Origin of the sequence: Falsiroseomonas sp. HC035, from assembly GCF_050563525.1 — a bacterium.
Lineage (GTDB): Bacteria > Pseudomonadota > Alphaproteobacteria > Acetobacterales > Acetobacteraceae > Falsiroseomonas.
In genome coordinates this window covers 128,378-152,584 of sequence record NZ_JBNXUN010000011.1, presented here as the reverse complement: position 1 = coordinate 152,584, position 24,207 = coordinate 128,378, and the positions used below count along the sequence as shown (strand labels likewise).

Genomic DNA, 24,207 nt, shown 5'->3' with positions numbered 1-24,207 from the left:
GTGCCGATGTCCTTCCAGGCTCATCTCGACAGCATCCACGCCCGCACGGGCAAGCGCCCCGAGGATTTCCGGCGCCTCGCAGCCAGCAAGGGCTTTCTTGAAGGCGGGGCGCTCAAGCCGGGCGTGAAGGCGACCCACGTCACCGCCTGGCTCAAGGCCGAATACAACCTCGGCCGCGGTCAGGCGACAACGGTCCTGGCCCTGCTCGGCGGCCTGTCCCGCCTGCCGCGCTGCTTGGACGGCGCCTGACGGCACCGTCCACACGTCCGGCTCAGCCCGCCGCCGCGCGACGCCCGCCCGAATTGGCCGGCCCCGGCAGGTCGATCTCGATCGCCAGCGTGGACATGTCCCCGCCGCGGTCGAGCGAGACATTCACCCGGCCGGGATCGATGGCGACGTAGCGCGCCACCACGGCGACGATCTCCATCTGCAGCTTCGGCAGGAAATCCTCCCGCGTCCGCCCGATGCGTTCGTGCGCCAGGACGATCTGCAGGCGCTCCTTCGCATGGGACGCGGTCGGCGGGGCTTCCACCTTCCGCGCCTTGAACAGATCGGCGAGCCAGCTCATGCCGCCCTCCCCCCGAACAGCCGTGAGAACAAGCCCTTCTTCGCGGGCTCCAGGAACCGGTGGTCGATCTTCTCGCCCAGGAAGCGCCCCACCGCGTCCTTATAGGCCATGCCGGCGGCGCTTTCCTGGTCCATGATCACCGGGTTGCCGGTGTTGGACGCCTTCAGCACGCTTTCGCTTTCCGGGATCACGCCGAGCAGCGGGATCGCCAGGATTTCCCGGATATCCTCCAGCTTCAGCATCTCGCCCTTCTCGACCCGGTTGGGGTCGTAGCGCGTCACCAGCAGGTGTTCCTTCACCGCCTCCCGCTTGTCTTCCGCCCGCTTCGACTTCGATTGCAGCACGCCCAGGATGCGGTCGCTGTCGCGGACGGAGGACACTTCCGGATTCGTCACCACGATGGCCTGGTCCGCGAAGTACAGCGCCAGCAGCGCGCCCTTCTCAATTCCCGCGGGGCTGTCGCAGATGATGAAGTCGTGGTCCTTCGACAATTCCTCGATGATCTTGCCGACGCCTTCCTTGGTCAGCGCGTCCTTGTCCCGCGTCTGGCTGGCCGGCAGGATCGACAGCGTATCGACGCGCTTGTCGCGGATCAGCGCCTGGTTCAGCCGGGCTTCGCCGCTGATCACGTTGACGATGTCGAACACCACCCGGCGCTCCACCCCCATGATGAGGTCGAGGTTGCGCAGCCCGACATCGAAATCGATGACCACGGTGCGCTTGCCGCGCTGCGCCAGGCCGGTCGCGATGGCGGCGGAGGATGTGGTCTTGCCCACGCCCCCCTTGCCAGATGTGACGACGATGATTTCCGCCATGCTCAACCCCCGAAAAGCCGGTACTCGATACATCCAGGCGCGCGCCTCGCACGATGCGCCGCCACCCCAATCCCCGACGCCCCGCCGGCCTCAGCCGACCGGGTCGAACCGCATGTGCTCGCCCACCAGGCGCGCCTGCACCGTCTTGCCGATCGGCGCATCCCCGAGCCCTTCCCGCACCGCGTAGTAGCCGGCGATGGAGACCAGTTCCGGATCGAAATTCAGCGCGAAGACCCGCGCTTCCGCATTGTCCTGCCCACCGGCGATGGCCCGGCCGAGCAGGCGGCCATAGACGTGGATGTTGCCATCCGCCAGCACTTCCGCGCCGCGGTTCACCGTGCCGACGATGATCAGGTCCGTGCCCTGCGCCCAGATGCGCTGCCCCGCCCGCACCGGTTGGTCCACCACCATGGCGGCAGGCCGCGGCGCGGCAGGTGGCGGCGGTGGCTCGACCGCCGGCATCGGCTGCGGCATCGCCATGGGGGGCGGTGCGGCAGCGAGCGCCACATCCTCCTCACGCCCCCCCGCCTGGCGCAGCGGCGGCAGGCCGGCACCCTGGGCGGCGTGGCGCATCTCCGGCGTGCCGCCGGTGGTGCCGATCGGCACGATCTCAATGGCGCGCAGCCCCTGCACCAGGCCGTTGAAATCGACATCCTCCGGCCGCGCCGGAATGTCATCGAGGCCGATCACCACCGGCGCAAAACGCAGGAAACCCGGCGCACGGCGGAACTGGTCGCCGAGCGCCGGCACCAGCGCCTCCACCCGATGGTCGAGCAGCCGCATCACCAGCAGGTTGAAATTCGCCCCCCGTAGCCGGAAGGGCTCGAGGCGCGGGGGGTGCGGGCTGGACGCAGCGGACATCGCGTAAGGGGATTTCCCGGCCGGAGGTAAAGCTGGAGGGCCAGCGTGATCGTGCTCTATAGCCGCGCCGCGCCCGTGAGCGAAGCCTCCTTAAGCAGGCGTGATGCTTTGCAGGCACTTGGGCCGCAAACCTGCCACGGCATGCCAGGCCCGAATCGAAGCTGCCGCCGAGGCGCTGGCGGATCAGGCACTCTCGCGGAATATTTCACGCCCGATCAGCAGGCGCCTGATCTCGCTGGTCCCGGCGCCGATCTCGTACAGCTTGGCGTCGCGCAGCAGGCGCCCGGCCGGGTAGTCGTTGATGTAGCCGTTGCCGCCGAGGATCTGGATTGCATCCAGGGAGGCCTTGGTCGCCGCCTCCGCCGCGAACAGGATGGCCCCTGCCGCGTCCTTGCGGCTGGCGTGCCCCCGGTCGCAGGCGCGCGCCACCGCATAGACATAGGCGCGGCAGGCGTTCAGCGCGGTGTACATGTCCGCGACCTTGCCCTGGATGAACTGGAACTCCCCGATCGCCTGGCCGAACTGGCGGCGTTCGTGGATGTAGGGCACCACCAGGTCCAGGCACGCCTGCAGGATGCCGATGGGCCCGGCGGCCAGCACGGCGCGTTCGTAATCCAGCCCCGACATCAGCACCCGCACGCCACCGCCGACGGTGCCGAGCACGTTTTCCGCTGGCACCTCGCAATCCTCGAACACAAGCTCGCTGGTCGGGCTGCCGCGCATGCCGAGCTTGTCCAGCTTCTGGGCGGGCCGAAATCCCTTGAAGCCCTTCTCGATCATGAAGGCGGTGATACCCTTCGGCCCGGCCTCGGGATCGGTCTTGGCATAGACCACCAGCGTTTCCGCATAATGGGCGTTGGTGATCCACAGCTTGGTGCCGTTCAGCACCCAGCGGTCGCCGCGCTTCTCCGCCCGCAGCTTCATGGACACCACGTCCGACCCCGCTCCCGGCTCGCTCATCGCCAGGGCGCCGAGATGTTCGCCCGAGATCAGCTTCGGCAGATAGCGCTGCTTCTGGTCGGCGTTGCCATTGCGGCGAATCTGGTTGACGCAGAGATTCGAATGCGCCCCGTAGCTGAGCCCGACGGATGCGCTGGCGCGGGAGACTTCCTCCATTGCCACGCAATGCGCCAGATAGCCCATGCCGGCGCCGCCATACTCTTCCTCAACCGTAATCCCGTGCAGGCCGAGCGCGCCCATCTCCGGCCACAGGTGGCGAGGGAATTCATCCGTGCGGTCGATCTCGGCGGCGATGGGGGCAACGCGGTCCTCGGAGAAGGCGCGCACGCTGTCGCGCAGCGCGTCCACCTCGTCGCCCAGGTCAAAGTCCAGCATCGGCAATTGGTTCGCGGCCATGATCCTCAGTCCCCTTCCGCATAGCGGCGGCGCAGGACGCCGCGCATGATCTTGCCGGTCGCGGTCTGCGGCAGTGCGTCGACGAATTCCACCTGGCGCGGATACAGATGCGCGGCCAGGCGGGTGCGCACGTAGTCCTGCAGTTCCGCGGCCAGCACCGGGCCGGTCTCGACACCGGGCCTGGCGACGATGACGGCGGCGACCCGTTCCGTCCGTAGCGGATCCGGCAGGCCAATAATGGCGGCCGCCGAAACCGCGGGGTGCGTCAGCAGGAAATCCTCCACCTCACCCGGACCGATCCGGTAGCCCGCCGAGGTGATCACGTCGTCGTCGCGCCCGACGAAGGTGAAATAGCCGTCTTCGTCGCGACGTGCCCGATCGCCGGTCAGCAGCCACTCGCCGAGGTATTTCCGTGCCGTCGCCTCCGGCTGGTTCCAGTAGCGCAGGAACATCACGGGGTCCGGCGCCCGTACCGCCAGCACGCCCTCCTCCCCCGGCGGAAGCGGCCGTCCGTCCTCGCCAAGGATGGCCACCTCGTGCCCCGGCACGGCTCGCCCCATGCTGCCTGGGCGCACGGGAAAGATGTTGTTGGAATTGGCCACGATCAGGTTGCATTCGGTCTGGCCGTAGAACTCGTTGATCGTCACGCCGAAGGCGCCGCGGCCCCATTCCAGCATCTCCGCCCCCAGCGTCTCCCCACCCGAGCCGACACTGCGCAGCCGTTGCCCGAATCGCGCGGGGTCAGGCACCGCGCGCAGCATCCGCAGCGCGGTCGGCGGCAGGAATGCATTGCGCACGCCGTGCCGCGCCATCAGCGACAGGCAAAAATCCGGGTCGAACTTCTGCATGCGATGCGCCAGCACCGGCACGCCGTGGAACAGGCTCGGCAGCAGCACGTCGAGCAGCCCGCCGATCCAGGCCCAATCCGCCGGCGTCCAGAACAGGTCGCCCGGCTGCGGGAAGCCGTCCTGCGGCCATTCCACGCCCGGCAGATGCCCGCGCAGCACCCGGTGCCCATGCAGCGCGCCCTTCGGGCTGCCGGTGGTGCCGCTAGTGTAGATGATGAGCGCAGGGTCGTCCGGGCCCGTCGCGACGCAGGCGTGGCTGTCCCGCGCCCGCGCCATTTCCGCCGCCAGGTCCAGCGCGCCGGTGCCGCCGCCGACCGCGAAGATTTTCGTCAACTCCGGCAAGCGATCACGGATGGCGGTGACCTTGGCCAGACCGGCGCCATCGGTCACCAGCCCCGCCGCGCCACAATCGCTGAGCCGGAAGGCCAAAGCATCCTCGCCGAACAGAAGAAAAAGCGGCACGGCGATGGCGCCGATGCGGTAGGCGGCCAGATGCGCCACCGCTGCCTCCGGTCCCTGTGGCAGCAGCACGCCGATGCGGTCGCCGCGCTGCAGCCCGTGCGCCAGGAAGACATTGGCGAGGCGGCAGGCGCGGCGGTGCAACTCGTCGAAGCTGATCCGCTCCACCGCGCCGCTGTCGTGCAGATGCAGCAGGGCCAACCTGCCGCTGCCATCGGCCCAGCGGTCGCAGGCTTCCTCGGCGATGTTGCAGCGCGCCGGGATGTTCCAGCGGAATGTCATGCCGGGCGGGTGTCGTCGATCACCTTGCCGTCGTTCGGCAGGGCGCCGGATTCCAGCAGTTCCACCACGCCGCGCAGCCGTGTCGCCGCGTTCAGTGCATTGGCCAGGCTCTCAGCCAGCGCCGCATCGCGCACCGGCGTCTCGACGCGCAACACCATGGTGTCCCGCGTGCCGTCCAAGCCGACGACGAGCCGCGCCCGCCCCAGGCCGGGATGCGCCCGCATCACCTCGGCCACCTGTTCCGGCCGCACGAACATGCCACGCACCTTCGCCGCCTGGTCGGCACGGCCCATCCAGCCGCGGATGCGCATGTTGGTGCGGCCGCAGGGCGAGGCACCCGGCAGCACCGCGGACAGGTCGCCGGTTGCGAAGCGGATCAGCGGGTAGGTGGCGCAGAAGGAGGTGACGAGAACCTCTCCCACCTCGCCCTCCGGCAGCGGCTCGCCGGTGCCGGGGCGCACGATCTCGACCAGCACATCCTCGTCGCAGATCAGGCCCTCACCGGCCTCCGACTCATAGGCGATGAGACCGACATCGGCGGTGCCGTAGCTCTGTCGCACCACCAGCCCGCGATCGGCATAGAAGCGCCGCAGCGCCGGAAGGTAGGCGCCGCCTGTCACATGGCCAAGCTTCAGCGCGGACAGGTCCAGCCCCAGCGCATCGCCGGCCTCGAGGATCGACTTCAGGAAATCCGGCGTGCCGCTGTAGCACTGCGCGGAAAAATGCGCCGCCGCCCGCGCCTGGCTTTCAGTATTGCCGGGGCCGGCCGGAAACACCGGGCATTCCAGCGCCCGCGCGCCTTCCTCCAGCATCATCCCGGCCGGTGTGAAGTGGTAGGCGAAGCAGTTGTGCAGCAGCATGCCGCGCCGCAGCCCGGTGGCATGCAAGGCGCGTGCGTAGCGCCAGGGGTCGGTGCCGACGCCCTGCGGCTCATGGATGGGCCCGGGCGAGGCGAAGACGCGCGGCACCTGCGCCAGGCTCAGCGCCGTGAAGCCGCCGAAGGGCGGTGCTTCGGCCTGCGCCGTGATGAGGTCCGACTTGCGCGTCACCGGCAGCGCCGCCAGCGCCGCGCGGTCCGTCACCGCGCGCGGCTCGAGGTCCGCCAACAGCATGGCATAGGCCGGCGCATACTGCTTCGCATGGCCGATCTGCCGCGGCAGCGTATCGGCCAGGGCTTCCTCCCGCTGCTCCGCGGTCTGCGTCTCGCGGTCGTCGTAGTGATCGGTCACAGCCACCGCTTCCGTCGCTTGTAGGATTTCAGGTTGCGGAAGGATTTGCGGTCCGCGCCGTGGCCGCCGAGGTAGAATTCCTTCACGTCCTCGTTGTTCGCCAGCTCCTCCGCGCTGCCATCCAGCACGACCTTGCCCTGTTCCATGACATAGCCGTGGGATGCCACCGACAGCGCCATGCGGGCGTTCTGCTCGACCAGCAGGATGGTGATGCCGAGGTCGCGGTTGAGCTGGCGGATGATGCCGAACACTTCCTTCACCAGCAGTGGCGACAACCCCATGGATGGTTCGTCCATCAGGATCAGCTTCGGCCGCGCCATCAGCGCGCGCCCGATCGCCAGCATCTGCTGTTCGCCGCCCGAGAGGTAGCCGGCCAGGCCGGTGCGCTCCTTCAGCCTCGGGAAGTAGCCATAGACCATCTCGATGTCGCGCCGGATCTCCGCATTGTCGCTGCGGGTGAAGGCGCCCAGGCGCAAATTCTCCAGGCAGGTCATGTCGCTGATGATGCGGCGGCCTTCCATCACCTGGAAGATTCCACGCCGGACGATCTCATGCGCCTCGATGCCGTTCAGGCGTTGACCGGCGAAGCGGATGTCGCCGCGCGTGATCTCGCCATCCTCCGACTTCAGCAGGCCGGAGATCGCCTTCAGCGTGGTCGATTTCCCCGCGCCATTGGCGCCGAGCAGCGCCACGATCTTGCCCTGCGGCACGGCCAGGGACAGGCCGCGCAGCACCAGGATGACGTCGTTGTAGACGACCTCGATGTTGTTGACCTCGAGCAGCAACGCCTCCACCGGTGTTGCCACCGGCGCAGGCCTCGCCATTTCGCCGGAAAGGCTCACCAGCCCAGCCAGTCGGCGCGGCGATCCAGCTCGATCGTCGCGATGTTCTCGATCTTCATCGTGCCCGCCCGCATCAGGTCGGTGACGCTGCCCTGGGAGGTGTCGCCGCTGACATTGGCGCGGTACAGCGCAACGCGCAGCGTGCCGCGATGATCCTCCCGCGTGAAGGTGGAGGGGTTGCAGACACCCTCGAAGCCGCGCGGCACCCAGTTCTGGCGCGCATAGAAGCCATCGCGGATGCGCTCCCCGGTGATCTCGCCGCCCTGCCCCGCCGTCTCCATCGCCTCGACCATCAGCATGGCGGAGCAGATGCCGGAGATGTAGTGGACCGGGCGATAGGCCGTGCCGGCCGTATCCGAAACCCGGCTGATTTCCCGCACCTGCGCCATGCCGGGCGCTTCGCCACCCCAGACCGCGCCGGTGCGCACCGGGAACACCACGCCATTCGCCGCCGCGCCCGCCGCCTTCATCGCGTTCTCATCCATCCCCCAGACGTTGCCGAGGAACTGCACCTGCACGCCGGCCGTCTGGCAGGCGCGCAGGACGGAGATGTTGGAGCCCGCCGTGTTGCCGAGATAGGCGTAATTCGCGCCGCCATTGCGCAGGCCAAGGCATTGCGCGGTGTAATCGCCAGGCGTCAGCGCGAACTGGATCGCCGGCAGCACGTCGAAGCCAAGCTCCGCGGCCAGCGCCTCGCCGGCCGCCTTGGGCGAATTGGGGTAGGGGTGGTTGGCGCCCATGTGGACGTATTTCGGCCGGCCCTGCTGGCCACGATCCTTCCAGTCCTGCGCCGCCCATTGCAACATGGCACGCAGCCCGTCCGAATAGCTTGGCCCGTAGAAGAAGTTGTAAGGCGCCGCCTCCACGCCCTGCCGGCCGCTGCGCCCGGCGGCATCAGTCAGCGCGGCGGAGTAGGAGGCGCTGATATAGGGGATGCGGTCGCGCGTCACGAAGCGCACCAGCGCCTCGGTATCCGCCGTGCCCCAGCCCTGGATGGCGACGACGCGGTTGCGGCCGGTCCAGGCCTGATACTGGCTGACGGCACGCGGCGCGGCGTAGCCGTAGTCGAAGCCGGAGACGTTGAGTTGCCGGCCGGCCACGCCGTTGCGGCTGCGGTTCACCCAGGCCAGCGCATCCGCCACGCCCTGCCCATAAGGTTGGCCGACATCGCTGGTCGCGCCCGAATTGTCCATCAGATGGCCGACGGGAATGGGCTGCGCCGCCAGCGGCAGCGAAGCCGCCATCGCCACACCGAAGGCCAGGGCCTGCATCTTCATCTTGTCGTTCCTCCCCAGAGCTAATGCGAATACGGGTAGAGTTTCCAATACGCCTTGATCAGGCGCCACCGCCTTGCGAGCCCATCGGGCTCGAAGATCAGGAACAGGATGATGGCGGCACCTACCACCATCTCCCGCAGGAAGGATATGCTGGCGCCGAGGCGCAGTGCGCGATCGATCGCACCGCCCGCCAGCGCATCCGCGCCCCATTGCGTGACTTCCGGCAGCATCACCATGAAGGCCGCGCCCATCAGGCTGCCCATGACGGAGCCCAGACCGCCAATGATGACCATGCCCAGGAACTGGATGGAGAACAGGATATTGAAGGCCTCGACGCTGACGAACAGCAGGTAGTGCGCGTACAGCGCGCCACCGATGCCGGCATACAACGACGCGATGCCGAAGCTCAGCGTGCGGTAGTAGGCCAGGTTGATGCCCATCATCTCCGCGGACAGATAGTGGTCCCGCACCGCCACCAGCGCGCGTCCGTCGCGCGATCGCATCAGGTTCGCCGCGCCCAGGAACATGATGATGACGTAGAACAGCGTGAGGTAGAAATAGGTTTCGTCGCGGTCGAAGGCGAAGCCGAACAGCACCGGGCTCTCCGTCATCCGCCCTGCCACGCCGCCGGTGAACCACTGCGCGCGGGCGAAAAAATCCTCCAAAATGAACTGCGCGGCCAGCGTCGCGATAGCCAGGTACAGGCCCTTGAGCCGCGCCGCCGGCGCGCCGAACACCAGCCCCACCAGGGCGGTGAGGATGCCGGCCAGCGGAATGCACAACATCACCGGCACGTGGTAGCGCTCGTGCAGATAAGCCGAGATGAAGGCGCCGAGCCCGAAGAAGGCGGCGTGGCCGATGCTGATCTGCCCGGTAAAGCCCACCAGGATGTTCAAGCCCAGCGCGGCGATGCCGAGGAAGCCGATGTTGATCAGCAGCGAAAGCTCGTAGCGCCCGAATACCAGCGGCGCCAGGCACAGGATGGCGATGCCCAGGATCACGGCGATGCGACTGTTGCGCGTTGGGAAGATGGTGGTATCGGCGCGATAGCTGGCGCGCCAGTCGCCGCAAGGGGTGAGCGCTGTCATCTCAGACGCGCTCGATGTTCTTGGTGCCGAACAGCCCGTAGGGCTTGATCAGCAGGATCAGCACCAGCGCGTAGAAGGGCGCGATCTGGAACATATTGCCCCAGTTCAGCCATTGGCTGTCGATGTAGTGCGCCCAGTTCTCCAGCAGCCCCACGATGACGCCGCCGAGAACGGCGCCCAGGACGGAATCCAGCCCGCCCAGGATTACCGCCGGAAACACCTTGATTCCGTAGAAGGACAGCGCGCTCGAGACGCCGTTCACCACACCCACCACCACGCCCGCCACCGCCGACACCACCGCCGAGATCGCCCAGGACATGGCGAAAACCTTGGGTACGGACACGCCGAGCGACTGCGCCACCTGCTGGTCGAAGGCCGTGGCCCGCATCGCGAGACCATGCTTGGACGCTTTGAAGAACCAGCCGAAACCCGCCATGATCAGCAGGGATACGCCAAGGCTTGCGAGATAGACGGTCTGCACCTCCAGCCCCATCACCCGCACCTGTTCCATCGCGAAGATTGGCGGAAACGGCTTGGCGAAGACGCCGAAGATCCACTTCATCAGCGCCTGGAAGAAGATGCCGAGGCCGATGGTCGCCATGATGACGCTGATCACCGGCTCACCGATCAGCGGCCGCAGCACGACAACCTGCAAGACCAGGCCGAACAGCATCATGAAGACAAGGGTAAACAGGAAGCCGGCGTAGAAGGGCAGTTGCCACTCGGTCAGGAACCACCAGCAGACCCAGGCGCCGACCAGCAGGAACTCGCCCTGCGCGAAGTTCACCACCTGGGAGGCCTTATAGATCAGCACGAAGCTCATCGCGACCACGCCATACAGCGCGCCCACGATCAGTCCGTTCAACGTCAGTTGCAGCAGCAGCGCCCAGTCCATCAGCTTCTCCTAGGCCGCGGCGGTGGTAGGTTCCGGCCGCGCCGCGGCCGAGGCTGGTTCGGGCCGCACCACAGCCAGCGTCGTGCGGATTCGCTGCGTCGTGCCGTCTTGGAAGGCGATTGTGGTATCCACCGGAATGCTGTCCGCGCCGCCATAGATCGCGGCGATGATGTCGCCGTACTTGCGCGCGATGACGCCGCGCCGAACCTTGCGCGTCCGCGTCAGTTCCTCGTCATCCGCGTCGAGTTCCTTGTACAGCAGCACGAAGTCGCGCAGCCGCTGCGCCGGTGGCAGCGTCTCGTTCACGCGGCGCACTTCCTCCCGCAGCAGGTCCAGCACCTGCGGACGACCCGCCAGGTCGGAATAGGTGGTGAAGGCAATGCGGTTGCGCTCCGCCCATTTGGAGACAATGGGAAAGCGGATGCAGATCATCGCCGCCAGGTGCGACTGCCCGGCGCCCAGCACCACCGCTTCCGCCACATAGGGCGAGAATTTCAGCTTGTTCTCGATGTATTGCGGGCTGAACCGGTCGCCGCCCTTCGTCTCGGCGATATCCTTAATGCGGTCGATCACCACAAGCTGCCCGGCTTTGTCGAAATACCCGGCATCCCCGGTGTGCAGCCAGCCGTCCCGCACATCCGCCGGGTCCTCGGCCCCCAGATAGCCGGAGAACATGTTGGGATGCCGCGTGACGATCTCGCCGACACCATTCGCATCGGGCTTGTCGACGCGGATCTCGATGCTCTCGTCGAAGGGCACGCCCACGGTGTCGAAATCCACCTGCCCGGCACGGTGCAGCGTGTAGGCGCCGAGCAGCTCCGTCTGGCCATACAGTTGCCGCATCGGTACGCCCATCGCCTGGAAGAACCGGAATGTCTCCGGCCCCAGCGCCGCACCACCCGTCGCGGCGGAGGTCAGGTTTGAAAATCCCAGCCGGTCCCGCAATGCCCGGAACAACAGCGCATCCGCCGCCGCCGAACGTTTGCCGCCGGCCAGCTTCAGCCCCAGGTCGAACATGCGGCGCTTCAGCGGCGAGGCATCCATCACCCGCGCGCGGACCTCCGCCGCCAACTGTTCCCACACCCGCGGCGCGAACAGCACGAAGCTCGGCCCGATCTCGCGGAAATCGGCCATCATCGTCTCCGGCTCCTCGACGAAGTTCACCTTCATCCGGGCGATCAGCCCCCACCCGAGCACGTAGATCTGTTCCATGATCCAGGGCAGCGGCAGGACGGAGACATATTCATCCTGCGGCCCCTTGGGGTCCGCCTTCAAATAGGCGCGGCAATGCCGGATCAGCGCGCCCGCCGTCAGCATCGCCAACTTCGGCCGCGCCGTGGTGCCGGATGTCGTGCACAGCACGGCGATGGCCTCGCCATCCGTCGCCGCCACCAGCGCGTCATAGGCACCAGGTGCCGCCGCCTCCGCCGCACGCCCGGCCTCCAGCAGCGCCTCCAGCGACATCAGCCGTGCGTCGGCATGCTTCCGCATCCCGCGCGGGTCGGCGTAGATCACATGCCGCAGCGTGGGCACGCTGTCGAAGACGTTCAGCAGCTTGTCGACCTGCTCCTCATCCTCGGCGAAGACCAGCTTCGCGCCGGCATGGTTCAGCAGGTAGGCCACTTCCTCATCGAGCGCGTCGCGGTACAGGCCGAGGCTGCGCGCGCCCACCGCATGCGCGGCGATCTCGCCCATCACCCAGTCAGGCCGATTGTCGCCGATCAGCCCGACCACGTCGCCGGCGCCGATGCCGAGCGCTTGCAGCCCAAGCGCCATCGCCGCGGTACGTGCCTGGTATTCGGCCCAGGTGAAGGACCGCCAGATGCCGAACTGCTTCTCCCGCAGCGCCACCTCCGCGCCATGCTCCGCCGCGTTGCGCGCCAGCAGCTTCGGCAGCGTATCCAGCGCCGGTGCCTTCATGAGCGTGCCCTCATGCGCGTGCACTCATGCCGTCACCGACTCCGCCGCCGGCTCGGGCAGGTCCTCGCCGAGATAGGCGCGGCGCACTTCCGGATGGGCCATCACCTCCTCCGGCAGGCCTTCGGCGATCTTGCGGCCGAAATCGAGCACCATGACCCGGTGGGAAATGTCCATCACCACGCCCATGTCGTGCTCGATCATCAGGACGGTCATGCCCCATTCGGCGTTCAGGTCGGTGATGAAGCGGGCCATGTCCTCCTTCTCCTCAAGGTTCATGCCCGCCATCGGTTCATCCAGCAGGATCAGCTTCGGCTTCAGCGCCACGGCGCGCGCCAGCTCCACCCGCTTGCGGAGGCCATAGGGCAGCGTGCCGGCCATCGCCTTGCGCACCGCCTGAATTTCCAGGAAGTCGATGATCTCCTCGACCTCGCGCCGATGCGCCAGTTCCTCCTTCTGCGCACCGCCAACCCAGTACAGCATGCCGCGCAGAAAACCCGCCTTCAGCAGGTGGTGGCGGCCGACCATGATGTTGTCCAGCACGCTCATGTGCCCGAACAGCGCCAGGTTCTGGAAGGTGCGTCCGATGCCGAGCCCAGCGCGGCGGTTTGGCCCGAGCCGGGTGATGTCCGCCCCATCGAAAGCGATCCGCCCTTCCGTTGGGCGGTAGCGGCCGGATACGCAATTGACCATGGAGGTCTTGCCGGCGCCATTCGGCCCGATGATGGAGAAGATCTCGCCCGGCCGCACGGCGAAGGATACGTCGGTCAGCGCCCGTACCCCGCCGAACCGCAGGCTGACGCCATCCACCGCCAGGATCGGCGAATCATCACTCAAATGGACGCGCTCCCCGGAACGCCGTTTTCGTTGGCGGGAGCTTAGGCGGGCTTCCGGGCCGGCCGCAACGGCCCGTTTCAGCCGCCCTGGCGCATCCGGATGGCCAGAGGCGGGTCGTCCGTGGCGAAGATGTCCACGCCGAGGTCCAGCATCCGGCGGATGCTCGGCGCATGATTGCCGCCCCAGGCGCCGATGCCGATCCCCGCAGCACGCAACCCGGCGACCAGCTCGGCATTGATGACGCTCTCATGCATGCCGACCTCGGGGAAGCCGTAGGCCCGGGCGGTGGCGACAAGGCCCGGAAGGCCCAGGTCGCGCAGGGTCGCGGTCTCCAGCAGCCAGGCGACGCCCGCGAGCCCACCGGCGGCCTGCGCCTCCGCCATCGTGCCGGCGTGGAAGCCGATGATCCAGGCGCGGCGGCGCTGCCCGGCCGCATCCAGACCGGCCAGCGTCTTCCTGACAATGCCGGGATAGGGCCGCCCGGCCGTATCCGCCTTGATCTCGATGCGCGGTGCCACCGGGCTGCCGGCCAGGATCGCAAGATAGTGTGCGAGCGTCGGCGGCGCCTCCCCGGCCGCGCCGCGCACCCGCAGCGTGCCGAACTGCGCCGCCGTCAGCGCGGCAACCGGGCCGCTCGCGTCCGTCATCCGGTTCAGCGTGGCGTCGTGCATCACCACGACCTCGCCATCGGCGGTCAGGTGAACGTCGCATTCCGCTTGTTCCAGCGCCAGTTGCGCGCTGTTGCGGAAGGCGGTGGCGCTGTTCTCGGGCCACAGGAAAAGGCCGCCGCGATGGGCGGCGATCAGGGTCGGGTTCTGCATGAAGGCCAGCATCGCCGCCCGACGCGCGCCGCACCAGCCCCGTCCCGGTCTGCTGCACCACAAACTTGCATCGGATTGCATGCGATGGCCGCTCGGCGCATAGAGGATGCGGCGGGGCGGAAGCCCCATGGCTTCGTGGGCGGAGGTTGCAATGACCCTGTCGATCGTCATCCACCGGCCCGAAGGGGCTTCGGACACGCCAGCGGATGCGGCGATGGATGGCATGCGCCTGGCGGTCCGCGATGCGGTCTGGGAGATTGCGGATGCGCATTGGGCGCTCGGCAGCGATGCCATCCTGGTGTCCACGGACCTGTCGCCAGACTACATGCTGAGCCACTTCCAGCGCGCCCTGGCACGGCGCGGATATCCTGAATCGGGGTTCCTTCTGGTCTCCAGTGTCGGCCCGAAGGCCGCCTGGTCCGGCCTGCCGGCCGAAGCCGAGGGGTGGCTGCGCGAAGTCCTGCCGTGAGGCGCGTGCAGCTCGAAGCGCTGGCTGGCCTTGCGCGAGCGAAATAAACGCGATTTCCTGTAGGCGCACTCGCGTTATGGTTGCTGCAATCGTTAACGGGCTTGCTATAAGGCTCCAGTATGACCCCGGAGGATGCCGGGGAAATGGCCAGGCTTGAGCCAGGGAGTCCCCGCATGCCGACAGCAGGTCGCCGCCTTCGCCTACTGCTTGTCGCTCTGGCCATGCTCCTGGCCGGCTCCGCAACCGGGCGGGCGCAGGATCCGGCGCCGATCCGGCTGAAGATCGTCGGCGGCCTTGCCAATGTCAGCCAGTATGTCCGGTACGAGGAGCCGTTCTGGCGGTCCCGCATCGGGGAACTGACGGATGGCCGGGTCCAGGCGGAAATCGCGCCATTTGATCGCAGCGGAATCCGCGGCCAGGAAATGCTGCAGTTGATGCGCCTCGGCGTCGTGCCGTTCGGCACCGCGCTGCTGGCCGTGGTCTCGACCGAGGAGCCGGAGTTCAACGCGGTCGACCTCCCAGCGCTGGCACCGGATATGGCAAGCCTGCGGCAGACCGTGACCGCCTTCCGCCCGCATGTCGAACAGGTGCTGAGGGAACGCTACCAGATCGAGCTGCTGGGCATCTACACCTACCCCGCCCAGGTGGTGTTCTGCACCCGTCCCTTTTCGGGCCTGTCGGACCTGTCCGGCCGCCGAATCCGCACCTCCTCGGTCGGCCAGTCGGAGATGGTCCAGGCGCTTGGCGCCACGCCGGTGGTGATCCCCTTCGCGGAGGTGGTGCAGGCGATCCGGGGCGGCGTGGTGGAATGCGCCATCACCGGCACCCTGTCCGGCAATGCGGTCGGGCTGCACGAGGTCACGACGCATGTGCATTCCATGGCGCTGGCCTGGGGCATCTCCATCTTCGGCGCCAGCGGCACCGCCTGGGCCGCCGTGCCGGCCGACATCCAATCCATCATTCGCCAGGGTGTCAGCGATCTGGAACTGCAGATCTGGGCGGCGGCGGATCGCGAGACCGGCGAGGGCCTGGCCTGCAACGCCGGCCTGCCCTCCTGCACCGCCGGGCGCCGCGGCAGCATGACGGTGGTGCCGGTCAGCCAGGCGGATGACGAGCGCCGCCGCCAGCTTCTAACCGAGGTTGTGCTGCCACGCTGGGTCAACCGCTGCGGCCTGGACTGCGTCGATGCCTGGAACGAGCACCTGGCGCCGGTGCTCGGCATCCGAGCTCGGCCCGAATAGATGCAGAACGCCCGTCGGCTGCGGCTCGCCGTCCTCGCCGCCGTGATCCTGCTGCTGCTGGCGCAGGTCGTGGCCACGGCGATGCTGCTCGAACGTTCCCGCAGGGCGGCGCTGGGCAACGCCGCCGATACTGCGGAGCGGGTGGGACGCGCTGTCGAGTCCTCGATCAACCGCAGCTTCGTCCAGGTCGATGCCATGCTGGCCGGCCTGCCATCCATTCTGGCGCCCTATGCCCGCGACGGCCGCTTCGATGCCAATGCCGCCGGCCGCGTGATGCGGGAGTTGAACAACCAGAACTTCACCTTCCGCGACGTGCTGCTGGTGCGGGCCGATGGCATGCCCATCGCGACTTCGCTGGCCGTGTCGCGCCGCCGCCCGTTGCCGCTGCCGCTCGGGCCGGCGTTCACCGACGCCACGCCGAATGCCGGCAGCGTCATGATCGGCGGCCCGGTGCAGAACCCGGCGACCGGCGAATGGGCGCTGTTCTTCGCCCGCCCGGTGCTGATGCCGGTGCTCGGCATGGTCACTGCCGTGGCCGAGGTGCCCGTGCCCATGGTCGGCAGCCTGCTCGGCGTCGGCGGCAGCGCGCCGGGCCTGCGCACGACGCTGGAGCGGGAGGACGGCACGCTGCTTGCCGCCCTGCCGCATGACGAGACCCGTATCGGCCGCCGTCTGGCGCAGCCGGCCTCCGCCCTGGCAGGGGTGCGGGAAGCCCGCAGCCGCTTCAACGACGAGCCGGTGCTGATCTCGGTGCGACCAACGCTGTATCCCTCGCTCTCGATCGTCACCACGATCGAGATCGACGCGGCGCTGAGTGGCTGGAGCACGGATCGGGAACGCGCGCTGTTCGTATCCGGCGCCTTCGCCGCCCTGGTGCTGGCGCTGGCCGCGGCGCTGCTGCTCGGCCTGCGGCAGCGGGAAAAGGTGGAGTCGGAACGGGCGCGCTGGCGCTCCACGCTGGAGAATGCGCTGGAGAGCATGTCCGACGGCTTCGTCATGTTCGGGCCGGACGACCGGCTGATCGCCTGCAACCAGCGCTACAAGGAATTCTACGCGATCTCCGCCCCCTTCATCAAAGCCGGGGCGGCGTTCCGCGACATCATGCGCGAAGGCGCGCGGCGCGGGCAGTATCCGCAGGCGGTGGGCGATATCGAGGCCTTCGTCGCCGAGATGGACCAATGGCGCCACGCCAACAACCCGCCGATCGAGCGCCTGCTGCCGGATGGCCGCTGGGTCCTGATCACGGAGCGCAGCACGCCGGATGGCGGCACAGTCGGCATCCGCACCGACATCACGCCGCTGAAGCGCGCGATGGAGGATCTCGCCACCGCCCGCGACAACGCCCGCGCCGCCGGCGAGGCGAAGAGCCAGTTCCTGGCGCGCATGTCGCATGAGTTGCGCACACCGCTGAACGGCGTGCTCGGCTTTGCCCAGGTGCTGCTGCGCGACCCGGCGCTGACGGAGGAACAGCGCGACCAGGTGCGCACGCTGCACGAGGCCGGCAAGCACCTGCTGGAGCTGGTGAACAGCCTGCTCGACCTGTCCAAGATCGAGGCCGGCAAGCTCGACCTGCACCTGCGCGACGTGGCCGTGCGGCCGCTGCTGGAAGGCTGTGCCGGGCTCCTGGCCCCGGAGGTCGATCGCAAGGGGCTGACCCTGAAGCTCGACATCGCGCCCGGCACGCCGCCTGCGGTGGCCGCGGATGAACTGCGGGTGCGGCAGATGCTGCTGAACCTGCTGTCGAACGCAGTGAAGTTCACGCCGCCCGGCGGCAAGGTCGACCTGCGCGCGACGCCGCTCGGCGAAGGCCGGCCCGGCCTGCGGATCGAGGTGCAGGATACCGGCCCGGGCGTACCGCCGGAAAAGCGCCACCTGCTGTTCGAGGATTTTTCCCAACTGCTGCCGGCCAATGCGCAGGAGGGCACCGGCACCGGCCTCGGCCTCGCCATCTCGGCGCGCCTCGCGGCCGCGATGGGCGGACGGATCGGCTGCGACAGCGAGACTGGCCGGGGGGCGCGCTTCTGGGTGGAATTGCCGCTGGAGGAGGTGCCGCTGCCGGCCGCCGCCGCCATCGCCGCCGCCCCCACGGCCGAGCCTGCCTTGGCCAATCCGGGCCGCAGCCTCCGCATCCTGGTGGCGGACGATGTGGCGGCGAATCGCATGGTCGCCCGCGCCATGCTGGTCGGCGCCGGCCATCGCGTCGACAGCGCGGCCGATGGCGCGGAGGCGCTGGCCGCGGTGGAGCGCGAGGCCTACGACGTGGTGCTGATGGACGTGCAGATGCCGGTGATGGATGGCCTGGAGGCGACCCGCCGCATCCGGGCGCTCGACACCGCCCGGCGCCGCGTGCCGGTTCTGGCCGTCACCGCCTCCGCCCTGCCGGAACAGGTTGCCGCCTGCCACGCCGCCGGGATGGACGGGCACCTGGCCAAGCCGATCGACCGCGAATCGCTGATTGCCGCCGTCGCCCGCCTCGCGGCCGGTGATGCGATGCCGGGCGCCGCCGCGACCCCCGGCGCCGGGGTGCAGCAGCCGCTGCTGGATGAGGCGGTGCTGCGCAACCTGACGGCCGACCTGGGCCCGACCGCCGACGTGGTGGTCAGCGAATTCGTCTCCGAGATCCGCTTCGGCTATGAAACCCTGTCCTCGCCGGGCATCACCCGCGACATCCCGCGCCTGCGTCACGCCTCGCACCGCATGCTCGGCGCCGCCCGCACCCTTGGCGCCCGGCGCCTGGGCGCTGTGACGGAAGCGCTGCAGAAGGACCTGCACGGCGATGACCCGAGCACGGCGGGCCTGCGACTGGTGCTTGAGACCGCGGCGGCGACCCTGCCGCTGATCGAGGCGCCGCCGGAACGCCCGGCGCAGGGCGAGGAGGCGAAGCCGCGATCCGTCAGGTTGGCGCAGGGCGTGGCGGACTGAGACCTGAGGCAGCCGGGGCCTACGGCAGCCGGGCAATCCTCTCGGCCAGCAACCTGAAGAAGCCGGCTGCGTCCAAGGTCTCCTGCAGCAGCAGGTTCGGCACCTGCCGCAGGCGGTCCCAGCGATCGATCACCGTGCGCCCACGCCCCGGGCCGGGTCCGCAATCGACCTCCGCATAAGCATCGCGCACGCCGAACAGCTTTGGCGCCACCAGCCAGGCGATGGTGCAGGGATCGTGCAGCGGGAAGCCCCTGTGGCCCATGCGGCGGGACGGTGGCAACGCCCGCAGGATGGCCAGCGCCGCCTGCCAGCAGGCCCCGCCCTGGTGCCGCGCCAGATCCTCGATCACCTGCGGCGTCACGAAGGCCTGCGCTGTCAGGTCCAGCGTGGCCATGGACAGGCGGCAGCCGAGGCCGAGCAGCATGGCCAGCGCCTCGGGGTCGTTCCAGGCGTTGAACTCGGCGGCGGGGGTGATGTTGCCCTCCGACCAGGCGCCCGACATCAGCGCGATCTCGGCGACGCGGTCGACCAGCGCCGGTTCGGTGGCGAGGGCCAGCGCAAGGTTCGTCACCGGCCCCAGGCCGACCACGGTGAAGGACTTCGCGGGTGCCACGCGCAGCAGATTGCGGATCGCATCCGCCGCGATGCCCGGTGCCAGCGGCGGGCCTTCCGGCAGCCGCACCCCGCCCAGCCCATCATCGCCGTGCACCGCGGTTTCTGCCCGAAACGACGCCATCAGGGATCGCTCGGCCCCGGCCACCACCGGGATGTCGCGCCCGGCGAGCGCCACGATGGCGCGGGCATTGGCGGTGGTGCGGTCCAGGCCGACATTGCCGCCGGCCACCGTCACCAGCCGCACATCCAGCTCCGGCGAGGCCAGCGCCAGCCACAGCGCGATGGCGTCGTCCGTTCCCGGATCGCAGTCGATGATGGTCGGGCGCGGCGTCATCCGAGTTCCGCCTCCACCAGGCTGCACCAGAAGGCGGCGCCATGCGCCAGGGCGGCGTCCGGGAAGTCGAAATACGGGTTGTGGTGCCAGCCCTCCGGATGCGCCGGGTCGCCGGTTCCGAGCCAGGCATAGGCACCGGGCCGCCGCGCCAGGAATTCGGAAAAATCCTCGCCGGCGGTGATCGGCGGGTGGTCGTCGCGCACGGCGTCGGCCGTGCCGGTGGCGGCGGCGACCATCACGGCCGCCTGCGCCGCGTGGTTCACCGTGGGGGCGAGGCGGCGGATGTAGCGCGGCGCGGCGTCCAGCCGGTGCAGCGCTGCGATGGCGTGGGCGATCTCGGCCAGGCGGGTCTCAAGATGCGTCCGCACCGTCTCCTCCAGCGCGCGGGCGGTGCCGCGCAGGAAGACGCTGGCCGGGATCACGTTCGGCGCCGCCGGGTCGCCCGCCGCCATGTGGCCGACGCTGACCACGGCGGTGCCGAGCGGATCGACCTCCCGCGCCGCGATCGCCTGGATGGCGGTGATGAACTGGGCCGCCGCCAGGGTCGCGTCGCGGCCGAGATGCGGCTTGGCGCCATGTGTGCCGATGCCGCGGAACGTCACCTCCCAGGTGTCGCTGCTGGCCAGTACGGCGCCCTTCGGAACGGCGATAGTTCCCATGGGCAGGCCGGGCAGGTTGTGCAGGCCGTAGATCGCCTCCATCGGGAAGCGCTCGAACAGCCCGTCCTCCGCCATCGCCCGCGCGCCGCCGAGCGATTCCTCGGCCGGCTGGAACACCAGATGGACGGTGCCGGCGAAGCGCTCGCGGTGCGCCGCAAGCCATTGCGCGGCGCCGAGCAGCATCGCGGTGTGGCCGTCATGCCCGCAGGCATGCATCCGGCCGGGCGTGGTGCTGGCGTAGGGCAGGCCCGTGGACTCCGTCATCGCCAGCGCGTCCATGTCCGCGCGCAGCCCGACGCAGCGGTTGCCCGCGCGCGCGCCACGCAGGGTGCCGACGAGGCCGGTGCGGGCGATACCCTCCGTCACCTCGATCCCCCAGCCGCGCAGCAGTTCCGCGACACGCGCGGAGGTGCGCACCTCCTCGAAACCGAGTTCGGGATGGCGGTGGAAATCCTGGCGCCACATGGTCATGGCCGGGATGGCGTCGGCGAAGTCGTCAGGGCGCGGCATGATCAGCTTCGGCTCCAGATTCCGTTCCAGATTCGGGCCTCGGTGAAGCCGAGTTCGGCAAACTCGGCGGCGCGCAGGGGCGCTTCCTCGGCGGCGTAGAATTCATCCAGTTGCGGCGGCGTCACGCCGGTGCCGGACAGCATGGCATGCGCCTGGCCGCGGTGGTGGATCTGGTGCTGGAACAGGTGCAGCAGCAGCCGGTCACGCCGTTCGACCTGCACCCGCGTGTCGCGGTTCACGCGCACCTCGGTGGCCAGCGCATCGTCGTCCAGCGCCTCGCAATGCGAAATCAGTCGCCGGTCCACCGTCGCCTGCGCCGTGCGCAGATCCGCCAGCTTCGGACAGGGCACGGGGTCCGCGAAGGCCTTCGGCCCGAGCCAGCCACCTTCCAGCGCATCGACGTAGAACCAGTCGATGATCAGGATGTGGTTCAGCGTCGCGATCAGGCTCGGGAAGAAGCCGGTCCGCGGCGCCGCCAGTTCCGCCGCATCCAGCTTCGCGCACGCCGAGAGCAAGCGGTGATTGGCCCAGGCATTGTTGTAGGCCTGGGCGCGGAAGGTCAGGCTCAGGCTGGGCTTCATGCGGACCTGTCCCCTTTGCGCAGGTTGCGGATACGCCGCCGAGCGTGGCACGCTGGTGCCTCTCGATAAAGCGGATGGCTGATGCGGTTCTGGCAGCAATTTGGCGCGCCCGGTGGCTCACCGCCGCCCTACCGCGAGCATTTTCCCGCTGCCATGCCGGATGGCAGCGTGCTGGACCTGCCGCTGCGCGATCTGTCTGAGTTTGCCGTAGCGGGCCTGATCGCCAACCAGGCCAGCTTCCCCGTGGTACGGCGCCTGGCCGGCTGGATGACGGAGGCCGCGCGCCCCTTCGCCGCCGATGTGGTGGTGGGCCTCCCCTCGCTCGGCCAGGTCTTCGCGCCGCTGGTCGCCGAAGCGCTCGGCCATTTGAACTGGGTCGCGCCGGGGTGGTCGCGCAAGCGCTGGTACGAGAACCGGCTCTCCGTATCCGTCCACTCCATCACCAGCCCGGCCGAGCGCCGCCTGTGGCTTGACCCGCGGCTGCTGGACCGGCTGGCGGGGCGCCGCGTGCTACTCGTAGACGACGTCATCTCCACCGGCACCTCCGCCCAGGCCGGGCTGGCCCTGCTCGCCGCCGCCGGAGTCACGCCGGTGGCGCTGCTGGTCGCGATGGCGCAGGGCGATCGCTGGATGCCCGGCTGGCCCGGTGCCGTACCGGTGCGTGCCGCCTTCGCCACGCCGATCTTCCACCCCTGCCCCGGGGGCTGGCGGCCGGAAGCCGGCACCGCCCCGCATCGCCTCTGCCCGCTCCTCCCCAAGGACCACGCCGCATGATCCGCTCCCTCCGCGCCGCCCTTCTGGCCTCGGCGCTCTTCGCAGCGCCCGCTTTGGCACAGGACAACATCCGCATCGGCGTGGAGGCCGGGCCGACCAGCCTCGATCCGCATTTCGCCAGCCTGATCACCAACATCGCCTTCGCCCGCCATGTCTTCCAGCCGCTGATGGAACAGGACGCGAAGCAGGACCTGCGCCCCGCCATCGCCACGTCGCTCCGTGCGATCGAGCCGCTGGTCTGGGAGGTGAGGCTCGACCCCGCGGCGCGCTTCCATGACGGCCAGCCAGTGACGGCGGAGGATGTCGCCTTCACCCTGTCCCGCGCCGGCGACGTACCGAACTCGCCTTCCTCGTTCCGCTACGCCACGCGCCCTATCACGCGGGTGGAAGCCGTGGATGCGACCACGCTGCGTCTGCACACCGCGCAGCCCACGCCGCTGCTGCCGAACTTCCTGGCGCTGGTGATGATCGTCTCGAAGAAGCACGGCGAGGGCGCCACCACGGCGGACTACAATGCCGGCCGCGCCATGATCGGCACCGGCCCCTTCCGCCACGTCTCCTGGCAGCCCGGCAGCCCGGTGGTGATGGAGCGCAATCCTGCCTTCCATGGCGCCGCCCCCGCCTTCGCCCGCGCCGAATTCCGCCCCATCGCCAATGCCGGCGCCCGCGTCGCGGCATTGCAGGCCGGCGACGTGGACCTCATCGAGATCGTCCCGCCCGACCACTTCGCCCGGTTCCGCGGGGAGCCCGCCCGCTTCAGCGTCGCCGACAGCCCTTCCAACCGGCTGATCTTCCTGACGCTGGACAGCGACCGCATCGATAGCCCCTTCGTCCGCGCCAAGGATGGCGGCCGCATCGACAACCCGCTGCGGGATGCCCGCGTGCGCCGCGCCCTGTCGCTGGCCATCAACCGGGACGCCATCGTCTCCCGCATCATGCAGGGCCAGGCCCTGGCCGCCGGCGACCTCGGCCCACCGGGCTATTTCGGCACCTCCCCGGACATGACGCCGCCGCCCTTCGACCTCGACCAGGCGCGCCGCCTACTGGCCGAGGCCGGCCTGCCCAACGGCTTCGCCATCCAGCTCAACGGCCCGAACGACCGCTACACCAACGACGAGCAGGTGGTGCAGGCCATCGCGCAGATGTGGACCCGGCTCGGTATCACCACCACCGTCGAGACCAAGACGCGATCAATGTGGCTCAGCGAGGCGGCGCAGCTGCGCTACTCCGCCAACCTCGCCGGCTTCTCGCCCAACCCGGAACTGCTCGGCATGCTGGAGACGCAGATCCACACCTGGGACACGACGCTCGGCCTCGGCAGCGCCAATCGCGGCAGGTTCTCCAACCGGGAGATCGACGCCATCATCCAGCGCGCCCGCACCACCATCGACGACGACCAGCGCCGCGCCCTGACGCAGCAGGCGACGCGGATGGCGCTGGTGGATCACACGGCGCTGGTGCCGCTGTACTTCCAGGTAAACACCTGGGCGATGCGGCGCGGCTTCACCTATGCGGCGCGGACTGATGAGATGACGCTGGCCTTCAGCGCCGGGCGTGCGGCGCAGTAGCGATCCGCTTGATCGGGCAGCGCGCGGCCACCATAGTCTCGTGGCGACATCGATGAGGTGAAGCGAAGGGAGGATCAGGTGCGGAAGACGGACTATTTCGGAACCTTCCTTGACACGCTGAACTCCAGCAGCGCGGCGCCACGTGGGCCCCTCATCAAGGGCGCGCCGCGCCCGGCCAGTGCCGTTGAACCGGCACCCACCTTGGAACTGGAGACGGTCCTCCAGGTGCTGCCCGGCGAACCGGGCGCCGAGATCTCGATCGTCGACCTGGCGCGCACGCTCGGGGTGGGGCTGGGCCAAGTGATCCCGGTCCTGAAGACGGCGGAGACCAACGGGTTGGTTCGCAACAACCGCGGCCAATTCTCCCTGACAGAGATGGGCCGGCAGGCCGCCGTCCCGGCCAGCTAAAGCCGGTTGCGGGACGTTCTGGCACGGCGCT

At 69.0% G+C, this 24,207-nt stretch carries 23 protein-coding genes; 7 read left to right on the top strand and 16 right to left on the bottom strand.

Annotated features, from left to right (window positions below; translation table 11 throughout):
• Positions 1 to 6 precede the first annotated feature (6 nt).
• Positions 7 to 249, top strand: a complete 243-nt coding sequence (locus ACLF3G_RS21200; RefSeq protein WP_430671402.1) for a DUF4287 domain-containing protein — start codon at positions 7 to 9, stop codon at positions 247 to 249.
• A gap of 22 nt (positions 250 to 271) precedes the next feature.
• Here ACLF3G_RS21200 and minE read toward each other — a convergent pair whose 3' ends face one another.
• From minE to ACLF3G_RS21135, 13 genes are all read right to left on the bottom strand, one after another.
• Entirely contained in the window at positions 272 to 568 is a 297-nt protein-coding gene (minE, locus tag ACLF3G_RS21195; protein ID WP_430671401.1) for a cell division topological specificity factor MinE, read from the bottom strand.
• Positions 565 to 1,383, bottom strand: a complete 819-nt coding sequence (minD, locus tag ACLF3G_RS21190) for a septum site-determining protein MinD (RefSeq protein ID WP_430671400.1) — start codon at positions 1,381 to 1,383, stop codon at positions 565 to 567. The genes minE and minD overlap by 4 nt, the downstream gene beginning before the upstream one ends.
• Before the next feature lie 90 nt (positions 1,384 to 1,473).
• Positions 1,474 to 2,244: a septum site-determining protein MinC gene (gene minC / locus ACLF3G_RS21185; protein ID WP_430671399.1), complete on the bottom strand. Its 771-nt coding sequence runs from the start codon at positions 2,242 to 2,244 to the stop codon at positions 1,474 to 1,476.
• Positions 2,245 to 2,427: 183 nt separating this feature from the next.
• The gene (locus ACLF3G_RS21180; RefSeq protein ID WP_430671398.1) at positions 2,428 to 3,579 is read right to left on the bottom strand and encodes an isovaleryl-CoA dehydrogenase; all 1,152 of its coding nucleotides are present in this window, start codon (positions 3,577 to 3,579) and stop codon (positions 2,428 to 2,430) included.
• Positions 3,580 to 3,605: 26 nt separating this feature from the next.
• The gene (locus tag ACLF3G_RS21175) at positions 3,606 to 5,189 is read right to left on the bottom strand and encodes an acyl-CoA synthetase (protein ID WP_430671397.1); all 1,584 of its coding nucleotides are present in this window, start codon (positions 5,187 to 5,189) and stop codon (positions 3,606 to 3,608) included.
• Complete coding sequence (locus tag ACLF3G_RS21170) at positions 5,186 to 6,424, bottom strand: phenylacetate--CoA ligase family protein (protein WP_430671396.1); 1,239 nt, start codon at positions 6,422 to 6,424, stop codon at positions 5,186 to 5,188. Before ACLF3G_RS21170 ends, ACLF3G_RS21175 begins: the two co-directional genes overlap by 4 nt.
• Positions 6,415 to 7,242 carry an ABC transporter ATP-binding protein gene (locus ACLF3G_RS21165; protein WP_430671395.1) on the bottom strand — a complete coding sequence of 276 codons (828 nt, stop codon included), beginning with the start codon at positions 7,240 to 7,242 and terminating at the stop codon, positions 6,415 to 6,417. The genes ACLF3G_RS21170 and ACLF3G_RS21165 overlap by 10 nt, the downstream gene beginning before the upstream one ends.
• A 14-nt stretch (positions 7,243 to 7,256) precedes the next feature.
• On the bottom strand, positions 7,257 to 8,537 hold the full coding sequence (locus tag ACLF3G_RS21160; RefSeq protein WP_430671394.1) for an ABC transporter substrate-binding protein: 1,281 nt from the start codon (positions 8,535 to 8,537) through the stop codon (positions 7,257 to 7,259).
• A gap of 20 nt (positions 8,538 to 8,557) precedes the next feature.
• Complete coding sequence (locus tag ACLF3G_RS21155; protein ID WP_430671393.1) at positions 8,558 to 9,625, bottom strand: branched-chain amino acid ABC transporter permease; 1,068 nt, start codon at positions 9,623 to 9,625, stop codon at positions 8,558 to 8,560.
• A gap of 1 nt (position 9,626) precedes the next feature.
• The gene (locus tag ACLF3G_RS21150; protein ID WP_430671392.1) at positions 9,627 to 10,520 is read right to left on the bottom strand and encodes a branched-chain amino acid ABC transporter permease; all 894 of its coding nucleotides are present in this window, start codon (positions 10,518 to 10,520) and stop codon (positions 9,627 to 9,629) included.
• 9 nt (positions 10,521 to 10,529) lie between these two features.
• Positions 10,530 to 12,440, bottom strand: coding sequence for an AMP-binding protein (locus ACLF3G_RS21145; protein WP_430671391.1), 1,911 nt, complete (start codon positions 12,438 to 12,440; stop codon positions 10,530 to 10,532).
• A gap of 24 nt (positions 12,441 to 12,464) precedes the next feature.
• A complete protein-coding gene (locus ACLF3G_RS21140; RefSeq protein ID WP_430671390.1) occupies positions 12,465 to 13,274 on the bottom strand; it encodes an ABC transporter ATP-binding protein in 810 nt (269 codons plus the stop codon).
• Between the two features lie 77 nt (positions 13,275 to 13,351).
• Positions 13,352 to 14,095, bottom strand: a complete 744-nt coding sequence (locus tag ACLF3G_RS21135; RefSeq protein WP_430671389.1) for a glycerophosphodiester phosphodiesterase family protein — start codon at positions 14,093 to 14,095, stop codon at positions 13,352 to 13,354.
• A gap of 151 nt (positions 14,096 to 14,246) precedes the next feature.
• Here ACLF3G_RS21135 and ACLF3G_RS21130 point away from each other — a divergent pair, with 151 nt between their 5' ends.
• From ACLF3G_RS21130 to ACLF3G_RS21120, 3 genes are all read left to right on the top strand, one after another.
• Positions 14,247 to 14,564, top strand: coding sequence for a hypothetical protein (locus ACLF3G_RS21130; RefSeq protein WP_430671388.1), 318 nt, complete (start codon positions 14,247 to 14,249; stop codon positions 14,562 to 14,564).
• 221 nt (positions 14,565 to 14,785) lie between these two features.
• Positions 14,786 to 15,805, top strand: a complete 1,020-nt coding sequence (locus ACLF3G_RS21125; RefSeq protein WP_430671387.1) for a TRAP transporter substrate-binding protein — start codon at positions 14,786 to 14,788, stop codon at positions 15,803 to 15,805.
• A complete protein-coding gene (locus ACLF3G_RS21120) occupies positions 15,806 to 18,727 on the top strand; it encodes an ATP-binding protein (RefSeq protein WP_430671386.1) in 2,922 nt (973 codons plus the stop codon).
• Positions 18,728 to 18,746: 19 nt separating this feature from the next.
• Here the strand turns inward: ACLF3G_RS21120 and ACLF3G_RS21115 are convergent, their stop codons facing one another.
• The 3 genes from ACLF3G_RS21115 to ACLF3G_RS21105 are packed head-to-tail and all read right to left on the bottom strand — an operon-like array spanning position 18,747 to position 21,426.
• Entirely contained in the window at positions 18,747 to 19,676 is a 930-nt protein-coding gene (locus ACLF3G_RS21115; RefSeq protein ID WP_430671385.1) for a nucleoside hydrolase, read from the bottom strand.
• Positions 19,673 to 20,845: an amidohydrolase gene (locus tag ACLF3G_RS21110; protein ID WP_430671384.1), complete on the bottom strand. Its 1,173-nt coding sequence runs from the start codon at positions 20,843 to 20,845 to the stop codon at positions 19,673 to 19,675. Before ACLF3G_RS21110 ends, ACLF3G_RS21115 begins: the two co-directional genes overlap by 4 nt.
• A gap of 2 nt (positions 20,846 to 20,847) precedes the next feature.
• A complete protein-coding gene (locus ACLF3G_RS21105; RefSeq protein WP_430671383.1) occupies positions 20,848 to 21,426 on the bottom strand; it encodes a DinB family protein in 579 nt (192 codons plus the stop codon).
• Positions 21,427 to 21,507: 81 nt separating this feature from the next.
• Between ACLF3G_RS21105 and ACLF3G_RS21100 the strand changes: the two genes are divergently transcribed.
• The 3 genes from ACLF3G_RS21100 to ACLF3G_RS21090 all read left to right on the top strand — a co-directional run bounded on the left by ACLF3G_RS21100 (position 21,508) and on the right by ACLF3G_RS21090 (position 24,176).
• Entirely contained in the window at positions 21,508 to 22,200 is a 693-nt protein-coding gene (locus tag ACLF3G_RS21100) for a phosphoribosyltransferase (protein WP_430671382.1), read from the top strand.
• Positions 22,197 to 23,768, top strand: a complete 1,572-nt coding sequence (locus tag ACLF3G_RS21095; RefSeq protein ID WP_430671381.1) for an ABC transporter substrate-binding protein — start codon at positions 22,197 to 22,199, stop codon at positions 23,766 to 23,768. Before ACLF3G_RS21100 ends, ACLF3G_RS21095 begins: the two co-directional genes overlap by 4 nt.
• A gap of 78 nt (positions 23,769 to 23,846) precedes the next feature.
• Positions 23,847 to 24,176 (top strand): hypothetical protein, encoded by a 330-nt coding sequence (locus tag ACLF3G_RS21090; protein WP_430671380.1) that lies wholly within the window; start codon positions 23,847 to 23,849, stop codon positions 24,174 to 24,176.
• The last annotated feature ends 31 nt before the right edge of the window (positions 24,177 to 24,207 follow it).